At 57.2% G+C, this 14,657-nt stretch carries 16 protein-coding genes and 1 pseudogene; 12 read left to right on the top strand and 5 right to left on the bottom strand.

All coding sequences use genetic code 11. The features are described from left to right. The first annotated feature begins 94 nt into the window (after nucleotides 1-94). The 3 genes from AC2T28_RS15390 to AC2T28_RS15380 are packed head-to-tail and all read left to right on the top strand — an operon-like array spanning nucleotide 95 to nucleotide 3,734. On the top strand, nucleotides 95-1,072 hold the full coding sequence (locus tag AC2T28_RS15390) for an ABC transporter permease (RefSeq protein ID WP_486748597.1): 978 nt from the start codon (nucleotides 95-97) through the stop codon (nucleotides 1,070-1,072). Beyond that, entirely contained in the window at nucleotides 1,069-2,019 is a 951-nt protein-coding gene (locus AC2T28_RS15385; protein ID WP_486748598.1) for an ABC transporter permease, read from the top strand. The genes AC2T28_RS15390 and AC2T28_RS15385 overlap by 4 nt, the downstream gene beginning before the upstream one ends. A 5-nt stretch (nucleotides 2,020-2,024) precedes the next feature. Next, complete coding sequence (locus tag AC2T28_RS15380) at nucleotides 2,025-3,734, top strand: ABC transporter ATP-binding protein (RefSeq protein ID WP_486748599.1); 1,710 nt, start codon at nucleotides 2,025-2,027, stop codon at nucleotides 3,732-3,734. 97 nt (nucleotides 3,735-3,831) lie between these two features. On the opposite strand, the gene AC2T28_RS15375 is transcribed toward AC2T28_RS15380, so the two are convergent. Then, nucleotides 3,832-4,740 (bottom strand): LysR substrate-binding domain-containing protein, encoded by a 909-nt coding sequence (locus tag AC2T28_RS15375; RefSeq protein WP_486748600.1) that lies wholly within the window; start codon nucleotides 4,738-4,740, stop codon nucleotides 3,832-3,834. Between the two features lie 93 nt (nucleotides 4,741-4,833). On the opposite strand from AC2T28_RS15375, the gene AC2T28_RS15370 reads away from it, so the two are divergent. The 9 genes and pseudogenes from AC2T28_RS15370 (at nucleotide 4,834) to AC2T28_RS15330 (ending at nucleotide 11,091) form a co-directional block, all read left to right on the top strand. After that, nucleotides 4,834-5,958, top strand: a complete 1,125-nt coding sequence (locus AC2T28_RS15370) for an NAD(P)/FAD-dependent oxidoreductase (protein ID WP_486748601.1) — start codon at nucleotides 4,834-4,836, stop codon at nucleotides 5,956-5,958. Continuing rightward, nucleotides 5,924-6,250: a (2Fe-2S)-binding protein gene (locus AC2T28_RS15365; RefSeq protein ID WP_486748602.1), complete on the top strand. Its 327-nt coding sequence runs from the start codon at nucleotides 5,924-5,926 to the stop codon at nucleotides 6,248-6,250. The genes AC2T28_RS15370 and AC2T28_RS15365 overlap by 35 nt, the downstream gene beginning before the upstream one ends. Then, a complete protein-coding gene (locus AC2T28_RS15360; protein WP_486748603.1) occupies nucleotides 6,237-7,622 on the top strand; it encodes an FAD/NAD(P)-dependent oxidoreductase in 1,386 nt (461 codons plus the stop codon). The genes AC2T28_RS15365 and AC2T28_RS15360 overlap by 14 nt, the downstream gene beginning before the upstream one ends. Beyond that, nucleotides 7,619-8,389, top strand: a pseudogene (locus AC2T28_RS15355) (ABC transporter ATP-binding protein). Before AC2T28_RS15360 ends, AC2T28_RS15355 begins: the two are co-directional and overlap by 4 nt. Before the next feature lie 39 nt (nucleotides 8,390-8,428). Then, nucleotides 8,429-9,223, top strand: a complete 795-nt coding sequence (locus AC2T28_RS15350; RefSeq protein WP_486748604.1) for an ABC transporter substrate-binding protein — start codon at nucleotides 8,429-8,431, stop codon at nucleotides 9,221-9,223. Nucleotides 9,224-9,276: 53 nt separating this feature from the next. Further along, nucleotides 9,277-9,966: an ABC transporter permease gene (locus AC2T28_RS15345; RefSeq protein ID WP_486748605.1), complete on the top strand. Its 690-nt coding sequence runs from the start codon at nucleotides 9,277-9,279 to the stop codon at nucleotides 9,964-9,966. A gap of 3 nt (nucleotides 9,967-9,969) precedes the next feature. Continuing rightward, nucleotides 9,970-10,314 (top strand): ABC transporter permease subunit, encoded by a 345-nt coding sequence (locus AC2T28_RS15340; RefSeq protein ID WP_486748606.1) that lies wholly within the window; start codon nucleotides 9,970-9,972, stop codon nucleotides 10,312-10,314. Beyond that, complete coding sequence (locus AC2T28_RS15335; protein ID WP_486748607.1) at nucleotides 10,292-10,726, top strand: ABC transporter permease subunit; 435 nt, start codon at nucleotides 10,292-10,294, stop codon at nucleotides 10,724-10,726. The genes AC2T28_RS15340 and AC2T28_RS15335 overlap by 23 nt, the downstream gene beginning before the upstream one ends. Nucleotides 10,727-10,743: 17 nt before the next feature. Next, nucleotides 10,744-11,091, top strand: a complete 348-nt coding sequence (locus AC2T28_RS15330; RefSeq protein WP_486748608.1) for a RidA family protein — start codon at nucleotides 10,744-10,746, stop codon at nucleotides 11,089-11,091. Between the two features lie 121 nt (nucleotides 11,092-11,212). Here the strand turns inward: AC2T28_RS15330 and AC2T28_RS15325 are convergent, their stop codons facing one another. The 4 genes from AC2T28_RS15325 to AC2T28_RS15310 form a co-directional block, all read right to left on the bottom strand. Further along, a complete protein-coding gene (locus AC2T28_RS15325) occupies nucleotides 11,213-12,223 on the bottom strand; it encodes a hypothetical protein (protein WP_486748609.1) in 1,011 nt (336 codons plus the stop codon). Beyond that, nucleotides 12,183-12,638, bottom strand: a complete 456-nt coding sequence (locus tag AC2T28_RS15320; protein WP_486748610.1) for a DrrA family ABC transporter ATP-binding protein — start codon at nucleotides 12,636-12,638, stop codon at nucleotides 12,183-12,185. The genes AC2T28_RS15325 and AC2T28_RS15320 overlap by 41 nt, the downstream gene beginning before the upstream one ends. Before the next feature lie 130 nt (nucleotides 12,639-12,768). After that, nucleotides 12,769-13,113 carry an ATP-binding cassette domain-containing protein gene (locus AC2T28_RS15315; protein WP_486748611.1) on the bottom strand — a complete coding sequence of 115 codons (345 nt, stop codon included), beginning with the start codon at nucleotides 13,111-13,113 and terminating at the stop codon, nucleotides 12,769-12,771. Between the two features lie 136 nt (nucleotides 13,114-13,249). Further along, nucleotides 13,250-14,650, bottom strand: a complete 1,401-nt coding sequence (locus tag AC2T28_RS15310; RefSeq protein WP_486748612.1) for a TRAP transporter large permease — start codon at nucleotides 14,648-14,650, stop codon at nucleotides 13,250-13,252. Between the last annotated feature and the right edge of the window lie 7 nt (nucleotides 14,651-14,657).

The following is a 14,657-nucleotide window of genomic DNA, read 5'->3' as shown; positions in this document are numbered from 1 at the left end:
GAAGGTTGCCGCTAGATTGGCGGCAACCATGTCCGCAACCCCTTGACCATATGGGTTTGGGTTGCCAAGACTGTGGAACCAACGGGGAAACTTTATGTTTGCATATATTATCCGAAGGGCTTTTCAGTCCTTCGTCGTGCTTCTGGTCGTGGGACTGGTTGCATTTTCGATGTTCAGATTTGTCGGTGATCCGATCGACAACATGCTGGGCCAAGAACGAACCCAAGCCGATATTGAACGGCTGCGTGGCGAACTGGGTCTCGATCTGCCCTTCCCCGTGCAATACTTCAAGTTCCTGCAGGGCGCTGCCCAAGGCAACTTCGGTGTGTCCTATCGACAGGGACGACCGGTTTCCACAATTATTAAAGAGCGTGCCCCTGCAACGCTGGAATTGGCATTGGTGTCCGGTGTTCTTGCGATTACGGTAGGTATTGGACTAGGTGTTTTTACCGCCATTCGACGGCGAGGCTTTGCAGCCAATGCTATCATGACCATAAGCTTGGTCGGTGTCTCGTTACCGACGTTTCTCATTGGGATATTGTTGATCTATATCTTCTCGGTTGAACTAAATCTGCTGCCAAGCTTTGGGCGCGGAGAAACAGTGATGATCGGCGGGTGGTCTACTGGCTTCTTGACAGCTTCTGGGCTCAAGGCTCTCATCCTTCCAGCAATTACCCTAGGACTGTATCAGATGACTCTGATCATGCGCCTCGTTCGCTCAGAGATGCTCGAGGTTTTGCGCGCCGACTATATTCGGTTTGCCCGCGCGCGCGGATTGAACGACCGCGTAATCAATTTCCGCCATGCATTGAAGAACACACTGGTACCAGTGATCACAATCACCGGTCTGCAACTGGGGTCGATCATCGCGTTTGCCATCATTACCGAAACTGTCTTCCAGTGGCCGGGAGTTGGTTTGCTGTTCATCAACGCGATCCAGTTTGTCGACATACCTGTAATGGCCGCTTACCTGATGCTGATTTCGGTCATGTTTGTCTCGATCAACCTGATCGTGGACCTACTCTACTACGCCATTGATCCGCGACTGCGCACTGAGGGGAAAACAACATGACCCAGACTACAGACATCCCCGCCACCGCGCCCAAATCTCGCTTTGCCAAGTTCTGGGACAGTGACTTTGCTTGGGCATTTCGGCACTCTCCCGTGGCCATCATCGCCGCGCTGGTGGTTTTGGTCCTTGTTCTGGCAGCTGTCTTTGCGCCACTGATCGCACCGCATAATCCGTTTGACCCTGCCACCTTGAACCTGATGAACGGGTTCACCGCACCGGGGACACCAAACGCCTTTACTCAGGAAACGTTCCTGTTGGGGACGGATGATCAAGGGCGCGACGTGTTTTCGACCATTCTATATGGAATGCGCATCTCGCTATTTGTTGGCGCTTCGGCGGTATTTATTGCCATGATTATTGGTGTGGTTTTGGGACTTGTAGCCGCCTACTTTGGCGGTTGGGTCGAGACCATCATTATGCGCATTGCCGACGTGCAATTGACCTTTCCCGCAATCTTGGTTGCGATGCTGATCTTTGGTGTCGCCAAAGGCTTTACTCCGCCAGAATACCGCGATGAAATGGCCATCTGGGTCCTGATCATAGCCATCGCGCTCTCAGATTGGGTACAATTCGCACGGGTGGTGCGTGGAGCGGCTCTGGTCGAGAAAAACAAAGAGTATGTTCAAGCCGCACGGCTCATTGGCAGGGGCTCAATTCCCATCATGTTCCGTCACATCCTACCTAATGTGCTGAGCCCGGTTTTGGTGATCGCTACCATTTCTCTCGCTCTGGCCATTATTGCCGAGGCGACGCTCAGTTTCCTAGGCGTTGGCGCCCCACCGACACAGCCATCCCTTGGCACACTGATCCGTGTTGGACAGGGTTTCCTATTCTCCGGCGAATGGTGGATCCTCTTCTTCCCAGCCTGCACGCTTCTGGGTCTTGCCCTATCGGTTAATCTGTTGGGCGACTGGCTGCGTGACGCCTTGAACCCGAAATTGCGGTGACACTCATGAGTCTTCTTACCATTCAGAACCTCTCGGTTGAATTCCCCACACGCCGCCAGCTGTTTACTGCGGTGGACAAGGCGGACCTGTCCGTTGAACCCGGCGAAATCCATGGCTTGGTTGGCGAATCTGGTGCAGGTAAATCCACCATCGGCGCGGCCGTTATGGGGCTGCTCGAGCGCCCCGGCAGGATTGCCAGCGGGGAAATCATGCTCAAGGGCGAGCAGATCAGCGGATTGGATGCGGAGGCCATGCGCGGGCTCCGCGGCAAAAAGATCTCGATGATCTTTCAGGATCCTCTTACCTCGCTCAATCCGCTGTTTACCGTGCGTGAGCAGCTAACCGAAACAATTTTGGCGCATCTGGACCTAACGCCCAGTGAGGCCAAACAGCGTGCGCGTGACTTGATTGACCGCGTTGGTATCCCTGATCCTGACACCCGGATGGACCAGTACCCGCACCAGTTTTCCGGCGGGATGCGCCAGCGCGTTGTTATCGCCTTGGCTCTGTGTACCGAACCAGATGTGATCATCGCAGATGAACCAACAACGGCACTGGATGTCTCGGTACAGGCGCAGATCCTGGATTTGATCAAAGAGCTGGCCCGCGAACGGCAGGTCGGCGTGATCCTGATTACCCATGACATGGGGGTGATCGACGACACAACAGACCGCGTGACCGTAATGTATGCGGGCAAAGTAGTCGAAAGCGGTCCTACCGAACAGGTAATGGGCAACCCACAACATACCTACACCAAGTCCCTGATCGCTGCTGTGCCACGCCCTACCATCAAGCTACACCGCTTTCCGCAGATCAGCTATGGCGGGCGCGAGACGCGGTTTGCCATTGAAGACCTGGCCAGCCATTGGCCCAAGGTAGAAAACGATCCAGACAAGCCGCTGTTCGAGATCCGAAACCTCACCAAACGCTTCCTGCAACGCCGGGGTTTGCTGCCTTGGGACCGTGACTATTTCACAGCCGTCGACGATGTGAGCTTTGACGTTCGTGCCGGAGAAGTCTTTGGCATTGTCGGCGAGAGTGGCTCAGGTAAATCCACGGTGGCTCGGATGATCGCCGGTCTTCATCCGGTTGATGAAGGTACGGTTACTTTTGATGGAAAACTCGTCAGTGACCTAAGCGACAAAGCTGCGTTGAACGCCTATCGCCAAGACATCCAGATGATTTTCCAGGACCCCTTCTCGTCGCTGAACCCTCGTATGCGGGTCAACGAGATTGTCGCCGAACCCATCCGCCACCACCGGCTGATGGAAGGCAAGGCGATCACCAAGCGCGTGGATGAATTGCTTGATCAAGTCGGGCTGGGATCCGGGGCTGGGCAAAAGTACCCACATGAGTTTTCCGGCGGTCAAAGGCAGCGGATCTCAATTGCCCGGGCACTGGCCACCCAGCCACGTTTCCTGATCTGCGACGAACCAACCAGTGCGCTGGATGTGTCGATCCAGGCGCAGATCCTGAACATTCTAAAGGACCTGCAAGAGCATTTGGGCTTGACCATGCTGTTCATCAGCCATGACCTGCCGGTGGTACGCCAGATGTGCGACAGGGTTGCAGTTATGAAAGCCGGCAAGGTTGTTGAACTTCAGAATACGGATGATTTGTTCGCCAATCCACAAACCAGCTACGCACAGGAACTTCTGGACCTGATGCCAAAGCTGGATGATCTGTCGACCGAAGGATTGAACGCCGCAGAGTAATCGCACCGAGATTCCAGCAAAGTGTTTTGCGGTCATAACATTGGCCGCAAAATACCTGCCTGCGTCAGTGTCACATGCTCCTACAAAACCGATGCTGCTATTTGCCAAGCAGGTTTTCAAGCCGCGTCTCGACCAGCTCCAAAAACCGTGACGCCACGCGAGACGGTTTTCTAAGCGCTGGCAACAACACATCATACGAAAATGTCAGCTTAGGCTCCAAATCCCTGACAGCAACCCACCCGCTTTCTGCCGCTTGCGCCGCTGTCACCGGCTCGACAATCGACACGCCGGATCCACAGGCCACCATTTCACAGATCGATGCCGAAAGCTGCGCTTCTGCAACAACCTTGGGCCGCGCACCACTGGCAGCTAAAAAGACATCGGTTTCTGTTCTGGTCGACACCTCCTCACCCAGTGCGATGAAGGGTTGGTCGTTGAAATCCTCGGCCCGAAGGACCGGCTTGGCGCATAGGGGATGATCAACAGGCAGCACCGCTTTCATGGTTCCCTTCGCCAGCACTCGCCTATCGACCGCTGGATGCTCCGCATCGATCTCGGCAAACCCCAGATCGAACTGCTGTGAGCTCACATTCCGGAACACCGACTGCGAACTGCGTGCGCGCAGGGAAATCCGCACCCCCGGTTCATCGGCAATGAATTCAGCGATCACTTGGGGAAGAAACCTCAGCGCCAGCGCCGGCATTCCGGCGATCAACAGGTTGCCGCGACGATAGTCGCGGATGTCATCAATCACCCGGCTGATCTCGGATAATCCAACAAAGGATCTTTCAACCTCTTCATACAGCGATTGCGCCTCGGGTGTAGGAATGACACTGCGCCCGCGTCGTTCAAAAAGATCAAAGCCAACAGTGGCTTCCAGATCCGAGATCAACCGGCTGACGGTGGGCTGTGTTGCGTTCAACACTTCTGCCGCAAGTGTCACCTTGCCTTTGGTCATCACCGCGCGAAAGGCTTCGAGTTGTCTATGTGTTAGTCGTGTTATCATGCGGCGATACATAGCCTAACCGCATAAGCAGGTCAAAATTCTCAACTTTTACAATCTTTAGGCATGTGACAAAACAGATTTAGGAGGATTCGAATGCAGATTCAGGGCGCAGAGACCACGATTATTGGCGGAGGCATTGTTGGCCTGTCCGTTGCGCTGGGTCTGCTGCAAGCTGGCCACAAGGTGACCGTGCTGGATGGTTCAGACAGCGATCAGCGCGCCAGTCAGGGCAATTTTGGGCTGGTTTGGCTTCAGGGAAAAGGGGCCGATTACCCGGCCTATGCGCACTGGACCTCTGCCGCAGCGTCTGCCTGGCCTGCATTTGCCGAACAGCTTGCCGATATCACCGGCCTGGATGTCCAGTTGGCGCAACCCGGCGGCTACGAGTTTTTCACAAACCTCGCCGAATTCAATGCTTTTGAGGCGGATCTGAACAATCAGAAACAAACGCTTGGGCTAAACTTGCCCATAGAAACACTATCTGGCGACGAACTGCGCCGACACTTCCCTGCCATCGGCCCAAAGGTTATTGGTGCAACCTACTGCGCCCGTGATGGTCATGTGAATCCGCTGCTGCTGTTGCGCGCCCTCAGGATCGCAGTGTCGCGCCTAGGCGGTAACGTAATCAACAACACAACAATCGAACACATCGCGCCCACCCCCGGTGGCGGCTTCACCTTGCAAGACCAACTGGGCCAGAAACACGGCACTGACAGGCTTATTCTCTGTGCTGGTCTGGGTGCGATGGCATTGGCCCCGCAACTGGGGTTCAGCACGAGGGTGCGCCCGCAGCGCGGTGAGTTGCTGATCACCGAAAAGCTGGGCACTCCCCTGCCCTTTTTGTCCAGCACCATCCGCCAGGTAAACGAGGGTGGGATCCAGATCGGCGGCACCAAGGCCGAGGTTGGGTTGGACGACAATGACACATTGGACAAGACCGCCTGGCTGGCCCAGCACGCCGTTGACGTGTTGCCAGCGTTGGCGGAGGTTCGGGTTCTGCGCAGTTGGGGCGCGCTACGGATCATGACCCCCGATGGCTACCCCGTTTACGCGCAATCACCAGATCACCCCAGTGCATACCTTGTGACCTGCCACAGCGGCATAACACTCGCACCAAATCATGCAGGTTCGCTTGCAAAATGGATTGATGGCGCCAGCAGCGCCCCGAACCTGGAGGCTTTCGATGACCGTCGTTTCAAGATTTCACAGACTGCCTGACGCTGAAACCAAAACAGTGACGCTAAAGGTGGATGGTGTACCGGTAACCGCACGCGCAGGTGATAGCCTTGCCGCTGCGCTCTTGGCCCATTCTGCAGAAGCGTCGCGCCACACCGCACAGCTGGGAAGACCCCGCACCGCTTATTGCATGATGGGGGTCTGTTTCGACTGCTTGGTCGAGCTTGATGGGCGTCCCAACGTTCAGGCCTGTATGACCCAGGTTCGCCACGGCATGGTTGTACGTCGACAAACGGGTTTGCCACGATTGGGAGGCTCTGGTGAACAATCCTGATCTTATCGTCGTCGGCGCTGGCCCAGCTGGAATGGCCGCCGCCGCCATCGCGGCCCAGGGTGGCGCACGGGTGCTGCTGCTGGATGAGCAACCCCGCCCCGGCGGGCAGATATTTCGCAATGTTGGAGAAAACCGCGACAAGCGACGCTGGCTTGGCAAGGACTATGCCGCCGGAGCGGCGCTGATTGAGGGCCTCGACCACCCGAATATCCGCTGTGAACATGGCGCAACGGTCTGGCGCATAGATCAGGGGCCTTCAGTTTGTTGGTCGCAAAATGAGCAAAGTCATCAAACCCCAGCCCCCTATCTATTGTTGGCCACCGGTGCCCAGGAACGCCCCGTACCGTTCCCCGGCTGGACGCTACCCGGAGTGATGCCTGCAGGGGCTGCGCAGATCCTGATGAAAACCTCGTCCCTCCTGCCGCGAGACGCTGTGCTGGCGGGGTCCGGTCCGCTGCTTTATCTGGTCGCATCGCAAATGATCGACGCAGGAACACCTCCCAAGGCGCTGGTGGAAACCCAGACCAAAGCAATGGCGCTGCGCGGTGCCTGGCGTCTACCGCGTGCGGCTCTTGCTATGCCAGTCTTGCTCAAGGGCTTGGGGCTGCTGAACAAGATCCGCAAACACCGGATCCGCCGGTACAAAGGTGCATCGTCTTTCCAGGCAAAAGCTGGAAGCAATGGAACCCTCCACTTCAGCTTTGTGTCTGGCGGCAAGCCCCAACAACTGGAATGTGGATTGCTCCTGACCCATCAAGGCGTCGTGCCATCAACACATATGACGCGGGCAGCCGGGATCACACACAGCTGGAACACAGCCCAAGGGTGCTTTCATCCGCAAACCGACCACTGGGGACGCACAGAAATCCCCGGAGTTTATGTGGCAGGAGACAGCGCAGGCATTGCCGGGGCCGAGGCGGCAGCGGTGGCGGGCTGGTTGGCCGCGCAGGATATCCTGCACCAGATGGGCCGGATCAACGCCGATACACGCAACCAGAATGCGTCGGCGGATCGCGGCGCACTCTGGCGCGCGCGTGCGATCCGTCCTTTTCTTGACGCCACTTATGCGCCCCCACCCGAGGTTCTTTCGCCCCCTGATGAAACCATCGTCTGCCGCTGTGAGGAAATCACCGCCCAGGAGGTGCGTGCCGCCGCAGAGGAAGGCGCAGCTGGGCACCGTCAGATCAAGACGGCCACCCGCGCGGGCATGGGCCCCTGCCAAGGGCGCATGTGTGATTTGACCGTGCGCGGCATCCTGTCGGCCTGCAACACATCCGCGCCATCCACGCCCCCGCGCGCCCGCAATCCAATCAAACCGATCCCACTGGGCGAGCTTGCTGCCCTCGCCCCCGAACCGGAGACCAAACCATGACCACCACGCCCGCGCTCAAGATCGATGACCTGCACAAATCCTTTGGTTGGCATGAGGTCATCAAAGGGGTCTCGCTGGAGGCGTAAAAAGGCGACGTGATCGCCATCCTCGGCGCCTCTGGATCAGGCAAAAGCACGTTTTTGCGCTGCATCAACCTGCTGGAGACCCCGAATTCAGGCGACGTGTTCCTGAACGGCGAAAATATCCGCATGAAGCAAAACCGCCACGGCGAAACCGTGGCGCGCGATGCACGACAGGTCGAGACGATGCGCGCCCGTTTGGCGATGGTGTTCCAAGGCTTCAACCTGTGGTCCCACATGACAGTTCTGGAAAACGTGATCGAAGGCCCAGTCCACGTTCAGGGCAAGCCGAAACGTCAGGCTATAGAGCGCGCCAAGGAGCTGCTGGCCAAGGTCGGGCTCCACGATTGCGCCGACTACTTCCCCGCGCATCTGTCGGGTGGCCAGCAGCAGCGCGTTGCCATTGCCCGTGCTCTGGCGATGGACCCGGATGTGATGCTGTTTGACGAGCCTACCTCGGCGCTTGACCCTGAACTGGTGGGCGATGTGCTCAAGGTGATGCGCGATCTGGCCAAGGACGGCCGCACCATGCTGGTCGTCACCCACGAGATGGGGTTTGCCCGCGATGTCTCCACAAAAGCCGTGTTCCTGCATCAGGGGCGAATCTGCGAACAAGGCGACCCCGCCAAGCTCTTTTCTGCGCCTGAGACCGAACACTTCCAGTCCTTCCTGTCCCGGATGAACTGACACTTTCCAGATCTACAACAACCCCTAAGGGTACTTTCCATGATCAGACGATCCCTGCTTGGCGCAGCTCTTGCTGCGACCATCACAACTCTTGCACCCTTAAGCTCCGCTGCCGAGCCGCTGCGCATCGGCGTCGAGGGCGCTTACCCTCCGTTTTCCTACAAAAAAGCAGACGGCTCTTTGGCTGGCTTCGACATCGAGATCACCAATGCCATTTGCGCTGAACTCAAGCGCGAGTGCTCCCTGGTTGAACAGGAGTGGGACGGCATGATCCCGGCGCTAAAGGCCCGCAAATTCGATGCTATCGTCGCCTCGATGTCGATCACCGAAGAGCGCAAGCGCCAGATCGACTTTTCCGAGAAATACTACCAAACCCCGGCCCGTCTGGTTGCCACCAAAGATGCTGGCTTTGAAGGCACCGCTGACGGTTTGAGCGGCAAGCGTATCGGCGTACAGCGTGGCGCGACACACCAGTGCTATGCCGAAAAAATGTTCCCTGGCGCCGAGATCGTTCTTTACGGCACCCAAGAAGAGGTGTTCCGCGACCTTACGCTTGGCCGGATCGACGCCCAACTGTCGGACAGTCTGATCGCCTATGAGGCATTCCTGAACAAGGACGAAGGCGCAAACTATGCCTTCCTTGGCGGCGATCACACCGATCTGGACTGCTACGGCGAAGGCGTTGGCATTGCAGTGCGCAAAGGTGACCAAGAGCTGCGCGACGCCTTTGGAGCCGCCATCAAGGCCATCCGCGCCAACGGCACCTATGCCGAAATCAACGACAAGTATTTCGCCGTAGACATCTACGGCACCGATACCGTCCCCACGAACTGATCGGCAACGGCGGGGCCGTGTATACGCGGCCCTTGCCATACTGGAGTTTTCCCATGGACCTGATCCTCGAATACCAACCCCAGCTGATCGTCGGCACAGTCATGACGATCAAGTTGGCCCTGTTCTCGCTGGTCATCTCGCTTGTGTTCGGCCTGCTTGGTGCCTGGGCAAAGCTCTCCTCCAACCGGCTGGCGCAACGGCTGGCCGGGGCCTACACCACGGTGGTGCGCAGCGTGCCGGATCTGGTTCTGATCCTGCTGGTCTTCTTTGGCGGGCAAATCTCGCTGAACTATGTGGGCTATGCCACCGGCCTATGGGACTATGTCGAAGTCAGCCAATTTGTGGCAGGCGCGGGAACCATCGGTGTGATTTTTGGCGCCTACTTTACCGAGACTTTTCGTGGGGCAATCATGGCCATCCCCCGCGGTCGGATCGAGGCCGGTCTCAGCATCGGAATGCGCCGCTCGCTGGTGTTTCGCCACGTCATCTGGCCACAGATGGTGCGCTATGCCCTACCCGGGTTCACCAACAACTGGCTGGTGCAGCTGAAAACCACCGCGCTTGTTTCGGTCATCGGGCTGCAGGATCTGGTCTACAACGCCTTCACCGCCGGGCGCTCTACCGGGCAGCTGTTCACATTCATGGCCGCCGCTTTTGTCATTTACCTGTTGCTCACCGGGGTGTCCGATCTGGCCCTGCGCGCACTTGGTCGCCGCTATAGCCGCGGCATTGTGAGGGCCTGACCGATGGAAACCTTCCTCTCCTACATCCCGCTCGACATCACGCTGATCGTCCAGAATTTCGACCGTTTTCTCTACGGCACCTGGGTGACGCTAGAGCTCACATTTCTCGCCCTTGTGCTCGGCGGACTATTGGCGATCCCATTGGCGATTGCCCGGGCCTCGCGCCACCGCATTCTCAACCCATTGGTTTGGTCCTATACCTATGTGCTGCGCGGCACACCGCTGCTGGTTCAGACCTATCTGATCTACTATGGCCTCGGCCAATTTGAAGCGCCGCGCAGCAGTTCGGCTGTGGGACCCGATCCTGTCCAGCGCCTGGTGGTGTGTGCTGATCGCATTTACGCTTAACACTTCGGCTTACACCGCCGAACTGCTGCGCGGCGCCATCGTGGACACCCCCACAAGTGATGTGGAGGCCGCCATCGCCACCGGTCACTCGCCCTGGGGTCGAATGCGGCGCATCATCCTTCCCAGCGCCTTTCGCCGCGCCATTCCCGCCTACTCAAACGAGGTGATCTTCTTGCTGCACGGATCGGTTGTCGCCAGCACCATCACACTGCAGGACATTCTCGGTGTCGGGCGCTGGCTGAACGGGCGGTTCTACCTGGCCTACGAAGGTTTCATCACCGCAGCACTGCTCTATTTCCTGATCGTGCTGGTCATCACCACTGTATTCCGTTGGCTCGAACGCCGCTATCTTGGGCATCTTACACGCCGTGAGACCGTTGCAGCCGACACACCAGCCCCAACACCAGCCTAATCGCAAAAGGAAACCCCATGATCGAACGCCTGCACACCAACACCCGGATGAGCCGGATCGTCAAACACAACGGTTCCGTCTACCTCTGTGGCCAGGTTGGCACCGGACCGGATGTGGCCACCCAAACCCGTGATTGCCTGTCCCGCGTCGACGCGCTGCTGGAAGAGGCCGGATCCTCGCGCGAACATATCCTGCAAGCCGTGGTCTGGCTGGCCCATATGAGCGACTTTGACGCCATGAATGAGGTCTGGGATGCCTGGGTGCCCCAAGGCCACGCCCCGGCCCGCGCCTGCTGCGAAGCGCGGCTGGCCGGATCGGACTTGCTGGTTGAGGTGATTGTGACGGCGGCTGTAAAGGAAGGCTGATACCCGCCCCGCCTCATCATTTGCTGAGATAACAGAAAAGCCGGGAGTGCTGCCTCACTGGAACCAAGCACTCCCCCATCTGTTTGACGGACCGTCTCATAGTCAACGCGCCCACGAAGCCTCAAATATCATGGATCTCAATCCGCCTGGATTGGATCCTGGCGACAATCCAGGCTGCAAACACATAGGCCAGCCCAAGCCTACAAGCCAGCGCGATGCGCCAGTCTGCGAGTGTTGCGGCGCCCGTGTCTTGCACCCTGCTGACCAGCGGCCGCAGCGGGTTGATCATCAACAGCAGATCCAGGCGACACTGTATATTGTCCACCGCCCCCGAAGTCAGGATGATCACAAAGAACAGAGTATTGGTGAAAATCAGATAGTCCTTCATCGAAATGATGAACATCGCACAAAGCAGGCCTACCGCACTTAGGGACAGGCAGATGATTAGAGTCACGATGGTGAAGTTGAGCAAAACAATGGGGCCGCTGCCAACAAACAGCAACGTCGGAACAGCCACGATCAGCACTGTCAAAGCCGTAAAACCAGCCGCCCAGGTGACTTGCACCAGGCCAAATCCAAAAATCCCGGTTTGCGACACCAAGACATAGCGGAGAACGCCCCAGTTTCGCAGGCGAGCAAAGATCGTTGCCAGAAAGAAGACCGCCACATGCGCCGCCAGCAGCCAACCCCAGACTGACGAAAAAAGCGATGACAGCTCGGGACGGAGCAATGCAAAGGCTATCACACAGGTCACAACCAGCGACAGCAACACAAAACAGAGGTTCGCTAGGGTTCGCACCGCTAGAATTTCAAGCATTGGCGTTGGCATCACCAGGTATTGCCCAAGCAAACCGGTCCAACGATCGCGGTCGATCTCGGACAGGGTTGAAAACACCAAGATGCTCCAGCCGTTCACCAGGCTGGCATTGATCAGGATGAACCAAAATGCCTGAGCATCGTCAAACCCTGCAGGCGTGTTCAGATAGTACAGCCAGACCGTGAAGAACGGCTGGATCCCCCAACAAATACCATCATTTTTCGGCGGATATTCAGCCGCGTATAGATCCAGACCAAGGAAGCCGTTTTGTCCATCATCCCTGTCTTCGGATGAAGGTGCCGAAAAATTCCTCAAGCGACGCCCCCTCGACCGAGATATCCGACACCGTTTCGGAGTGATCCGCAAACAAGCGATAGATCTGTGCGATCCCCGCCCGGTCCAAGTTCATTGTCAGCTTTTGGCCCACCGGCGTGGCTTCGACCTGATGGTGAGGATCATGGGCCGTAAAAATCGGCACAGCTGACCGGTCGGAGGCACAAAAACTCACGCGGGACCTGTACTGGGCGCGCAGCTCTTCGATCGGGTAGATGCCCTGCAATGCCCCATCTACAATCAAGGCCACTCGTTTGCAGGTGCTGTCGATATCCGAGGCATTATGCGAGGTCAGAATGACCGTTGTGCCGGCCTGGGCCAGATCGGCAATGATCCTGCGGGTGGTCTGCACCGCCTCAATGTCCAACCCCACTGTGGGCTCATCCAGAAACAGCACCTTTGGATTGTTGATCAGCCCCTGACCAGCAAGGTCCGTTGTTTCACGCCCTTGGAGAATGTCATGGTGGGTGCATGCCAGGCGTCCTCTGCCAGATCGACCCGGCGCAAAACCGATGCAATGCGATCCTTCAATTCGGACTTGGGAACGCGATAAAGCGGTGCAAACAGCTTGAGCTGTTTTTATAGGCGGTCCGCAAAAGGTACAAACCTTTTTCGCCGCCCTCGACCACATTGATCAGGCTGCGGATCTCGACTTGGTCTTTTAGGGTGTCAAAACCGGCAACCGAGATTGAACCACTATCCGGAGCCAGTTGGGTCGACATCATCTTGATAATCGTCGTCTTCCCGGCCCCATTGGCGACCAAAATGCCAAACACTTCGCCCGGGGCAACATCAAAACTCACATCACGCACGGCCTGCTTGGTCCGCGCCTTGGTCCTGAACGTTTTTGGTGACACCAGATACAGAAACACTGTTGAAGTCGCTCAATCCATCACCTCAAAAATGTTTTTTTCTAAATCGAAAATACTCTTGGGGTGTATTGCAGGCGCCGCCGAACAAGCAAATCGATGCGCCAGGTGGCGCATCGAATGCTGATTTTATCCACGATCAAGCCAACGACGGCAGGTACAAAACAATCGCCGGGAACGCGACAAGCAAGGCGATGGTAATTGCATCCGCGATGAAGAACGGCATCACGCCACGGAACACGTCTTGTACGGTCAGGTCATCGCGCACGCCGGCCACCACAAAGCAGTTGAGGCCAATGGGCGGTGTGATCAGGCAAAATTCAGCCATTTTCACCACCAGAATACCAAACCAGATCGCACACATGGTGCCATTCATACCAAAGGCACTGTCGACGGCAGCAACGCTTTCGCCGCCATTCAAAGCCATCACCGCCGGGTAAACCACCGGCAGGGTCAACAGCAACATTCCAATGGCATCCATGAACATCCCCAGCACCGCATAGGCCAGCAGGATGCAGATCAGGATCAGCATCGGCGACATGTCTAGCGAGGTGATCCAGTCGGAAAACGCGCCCGGCAGATCGGCGAAGCCGAGGAACCGCACATAGATCAGCACGCCCCAGATGATGGTAAAGATCATCACCGTCAGCTTAGCGGTTTCCAACAATGCAGATTTCAACTGCTGCCACTTCATGCCGTTGTAGATGGCCATACAGAACACCACAAAGGCACCAAGCGCGCCGCCTTCGGTGGGGGTTCCCCAAGCCTCGTCCCCAAAAGGGTTGTAGACAAAACAAATGATGATCACGACGACAAAGATGATCGGCATAGCTGCGGGCAGAGATTCAAAGCGTTGGCGCCAGGTAAAGCCAGTGACGGGTGGGCCCACGTTTTTGAAAATGAGCGCGATGCCAACAATCAACGTCACATAGACCACCGCGCTGAACGCGCCTGGAATAAACCCAGCCAGCAGCAGTTTGCCCACGTCCTGTTCTACGATAATCGCATAGATCACCAGAATGGCCGAGGGCGGGATAAGTGAGGCCAAGGTGCCTGCAGCCGCAACCACGCCTGCTGCAAACTGTTTATTATAGCCAATCGCCAGCATTTCAGGGATGGCGATGCGGGCAAACACAGCCGAGGTTGCGACTGACGCCCCCGACACCGCAGCAAAGCCCGCCGTGGCAAACACTGTCGACACAGCCAACCCACCGGGCAACCAGGCGATCCAGCGTTTTGCGGCCTCGAACAGCGCCTTGGTCAACCCTGCGTAATAGGCCAGATAGCCAATCAGGATAAACGTCGGGATCAAGCTAAGCGCCTGAGACGAGACCTTGGAGTGCGGCACCTGCCCCGCCACCTTGATCGAGACAGTCAGCGCCTTGGTGAACTTGTCAGGCGCATAGCCAAACTTGGCCCAGAAAATCCAGATCAAGCCCACCAGACCCGCGGAAGCAGCGGCAAAGGCCACCCGCATTCCGGCCACCACCATGACCAGCATAAAGCCAGTGACCCAGAGGCCAATATCAATCGGTTCCATGTCCCTG

Source organism: Parasedimentitalea nitratireducens (assembly GCF_057444295.1).
Note: the sequence above shows the minus strand (reverse complement) of the source record. Positions and strands in the feature narration are given on the sequence as shown.

Excerpts from the sequence above, each read along its gene's own strand:
- AC2T28_RS15390 (WP_486748597.1), top strand. The coding sequence starts at position 95 with ATGTTTGCATATATTATCCGAAGGGCTTTTCAGTCCTTCGTCGTGCTT.
- AC2T28_RS15385 (WP_486748598.1), top strand. The coding sequence starts at position 1,069 with ATGACCCAGACTACAGACATCCCCGCCACCGCGCCCAAATCTCGCTTT.
- AC2T28_RS15380 (WP_486748599.1), top strand. The coding sequence starts at position 2,025 with ATGAGTCTTCTTACCATTCAGAACCTCTCGGTTGAATTCCCCACACGC.
- AC2T28_RS15375 (WP_486748600.1), bottom strand. The coding sequence starts at position 4,740 with ATGATAACACGACTAACACATAGACAACTCGAAGCCTTTCGCGCGGTG.
- AC2T28_RS15370 (WP_486748601.1), top strand. The coding sequence starts at position 4,834 with ATGCAGATTCAGGGCGCAGAGACCACGATTATTGGCGGAGGCATTGTT.
- AC2T28_RS15365 (WP_486748602.1), top strand. The coding sequence starts at position 5,924 with ATGACCGTCGTTTCAAGATTTCACAGACTGCCTGACGCTGAAACCAAA.
- AC2T28_RS15350 (WP_486748604.1), top strand. The coding sequence starts at position 8,429 with ATGATCAGACGATCCCTGCTTGGCGCAGCTCTTGCTGCGACCATCACA.
- AC2T28_RS15345 (WP_486748605.1), top strand. The coding sequence starts at position 9,277 with ATGGACCTGATCCTCGAATACCAACCCCAGCTGATCGTCGGCACAGTC.
- AC2T28_RS15340 (WP_486748606.1), top strand. The coding sequence starts at position 9,970 with ATGGAAACCTTCCTCTCCTACATCCCGCTCGACATCACGCTGATCGTC.
- AC2T28_RS15330 (WP_486748608.1), top strand. The coding sequence starts at position 10,744 with ATGATCGAACGCCTGCACACCAACACCCGGATGAGCCGGATCGTCAAA.
- AC2T28_RS15310 (WP_486748612.1), bottom strand. The coding sequence starts at position 14,650 with ATGGAACCGATTGATATTGGCCTCTGGGTCACTGGCTTTATGCTGGTC.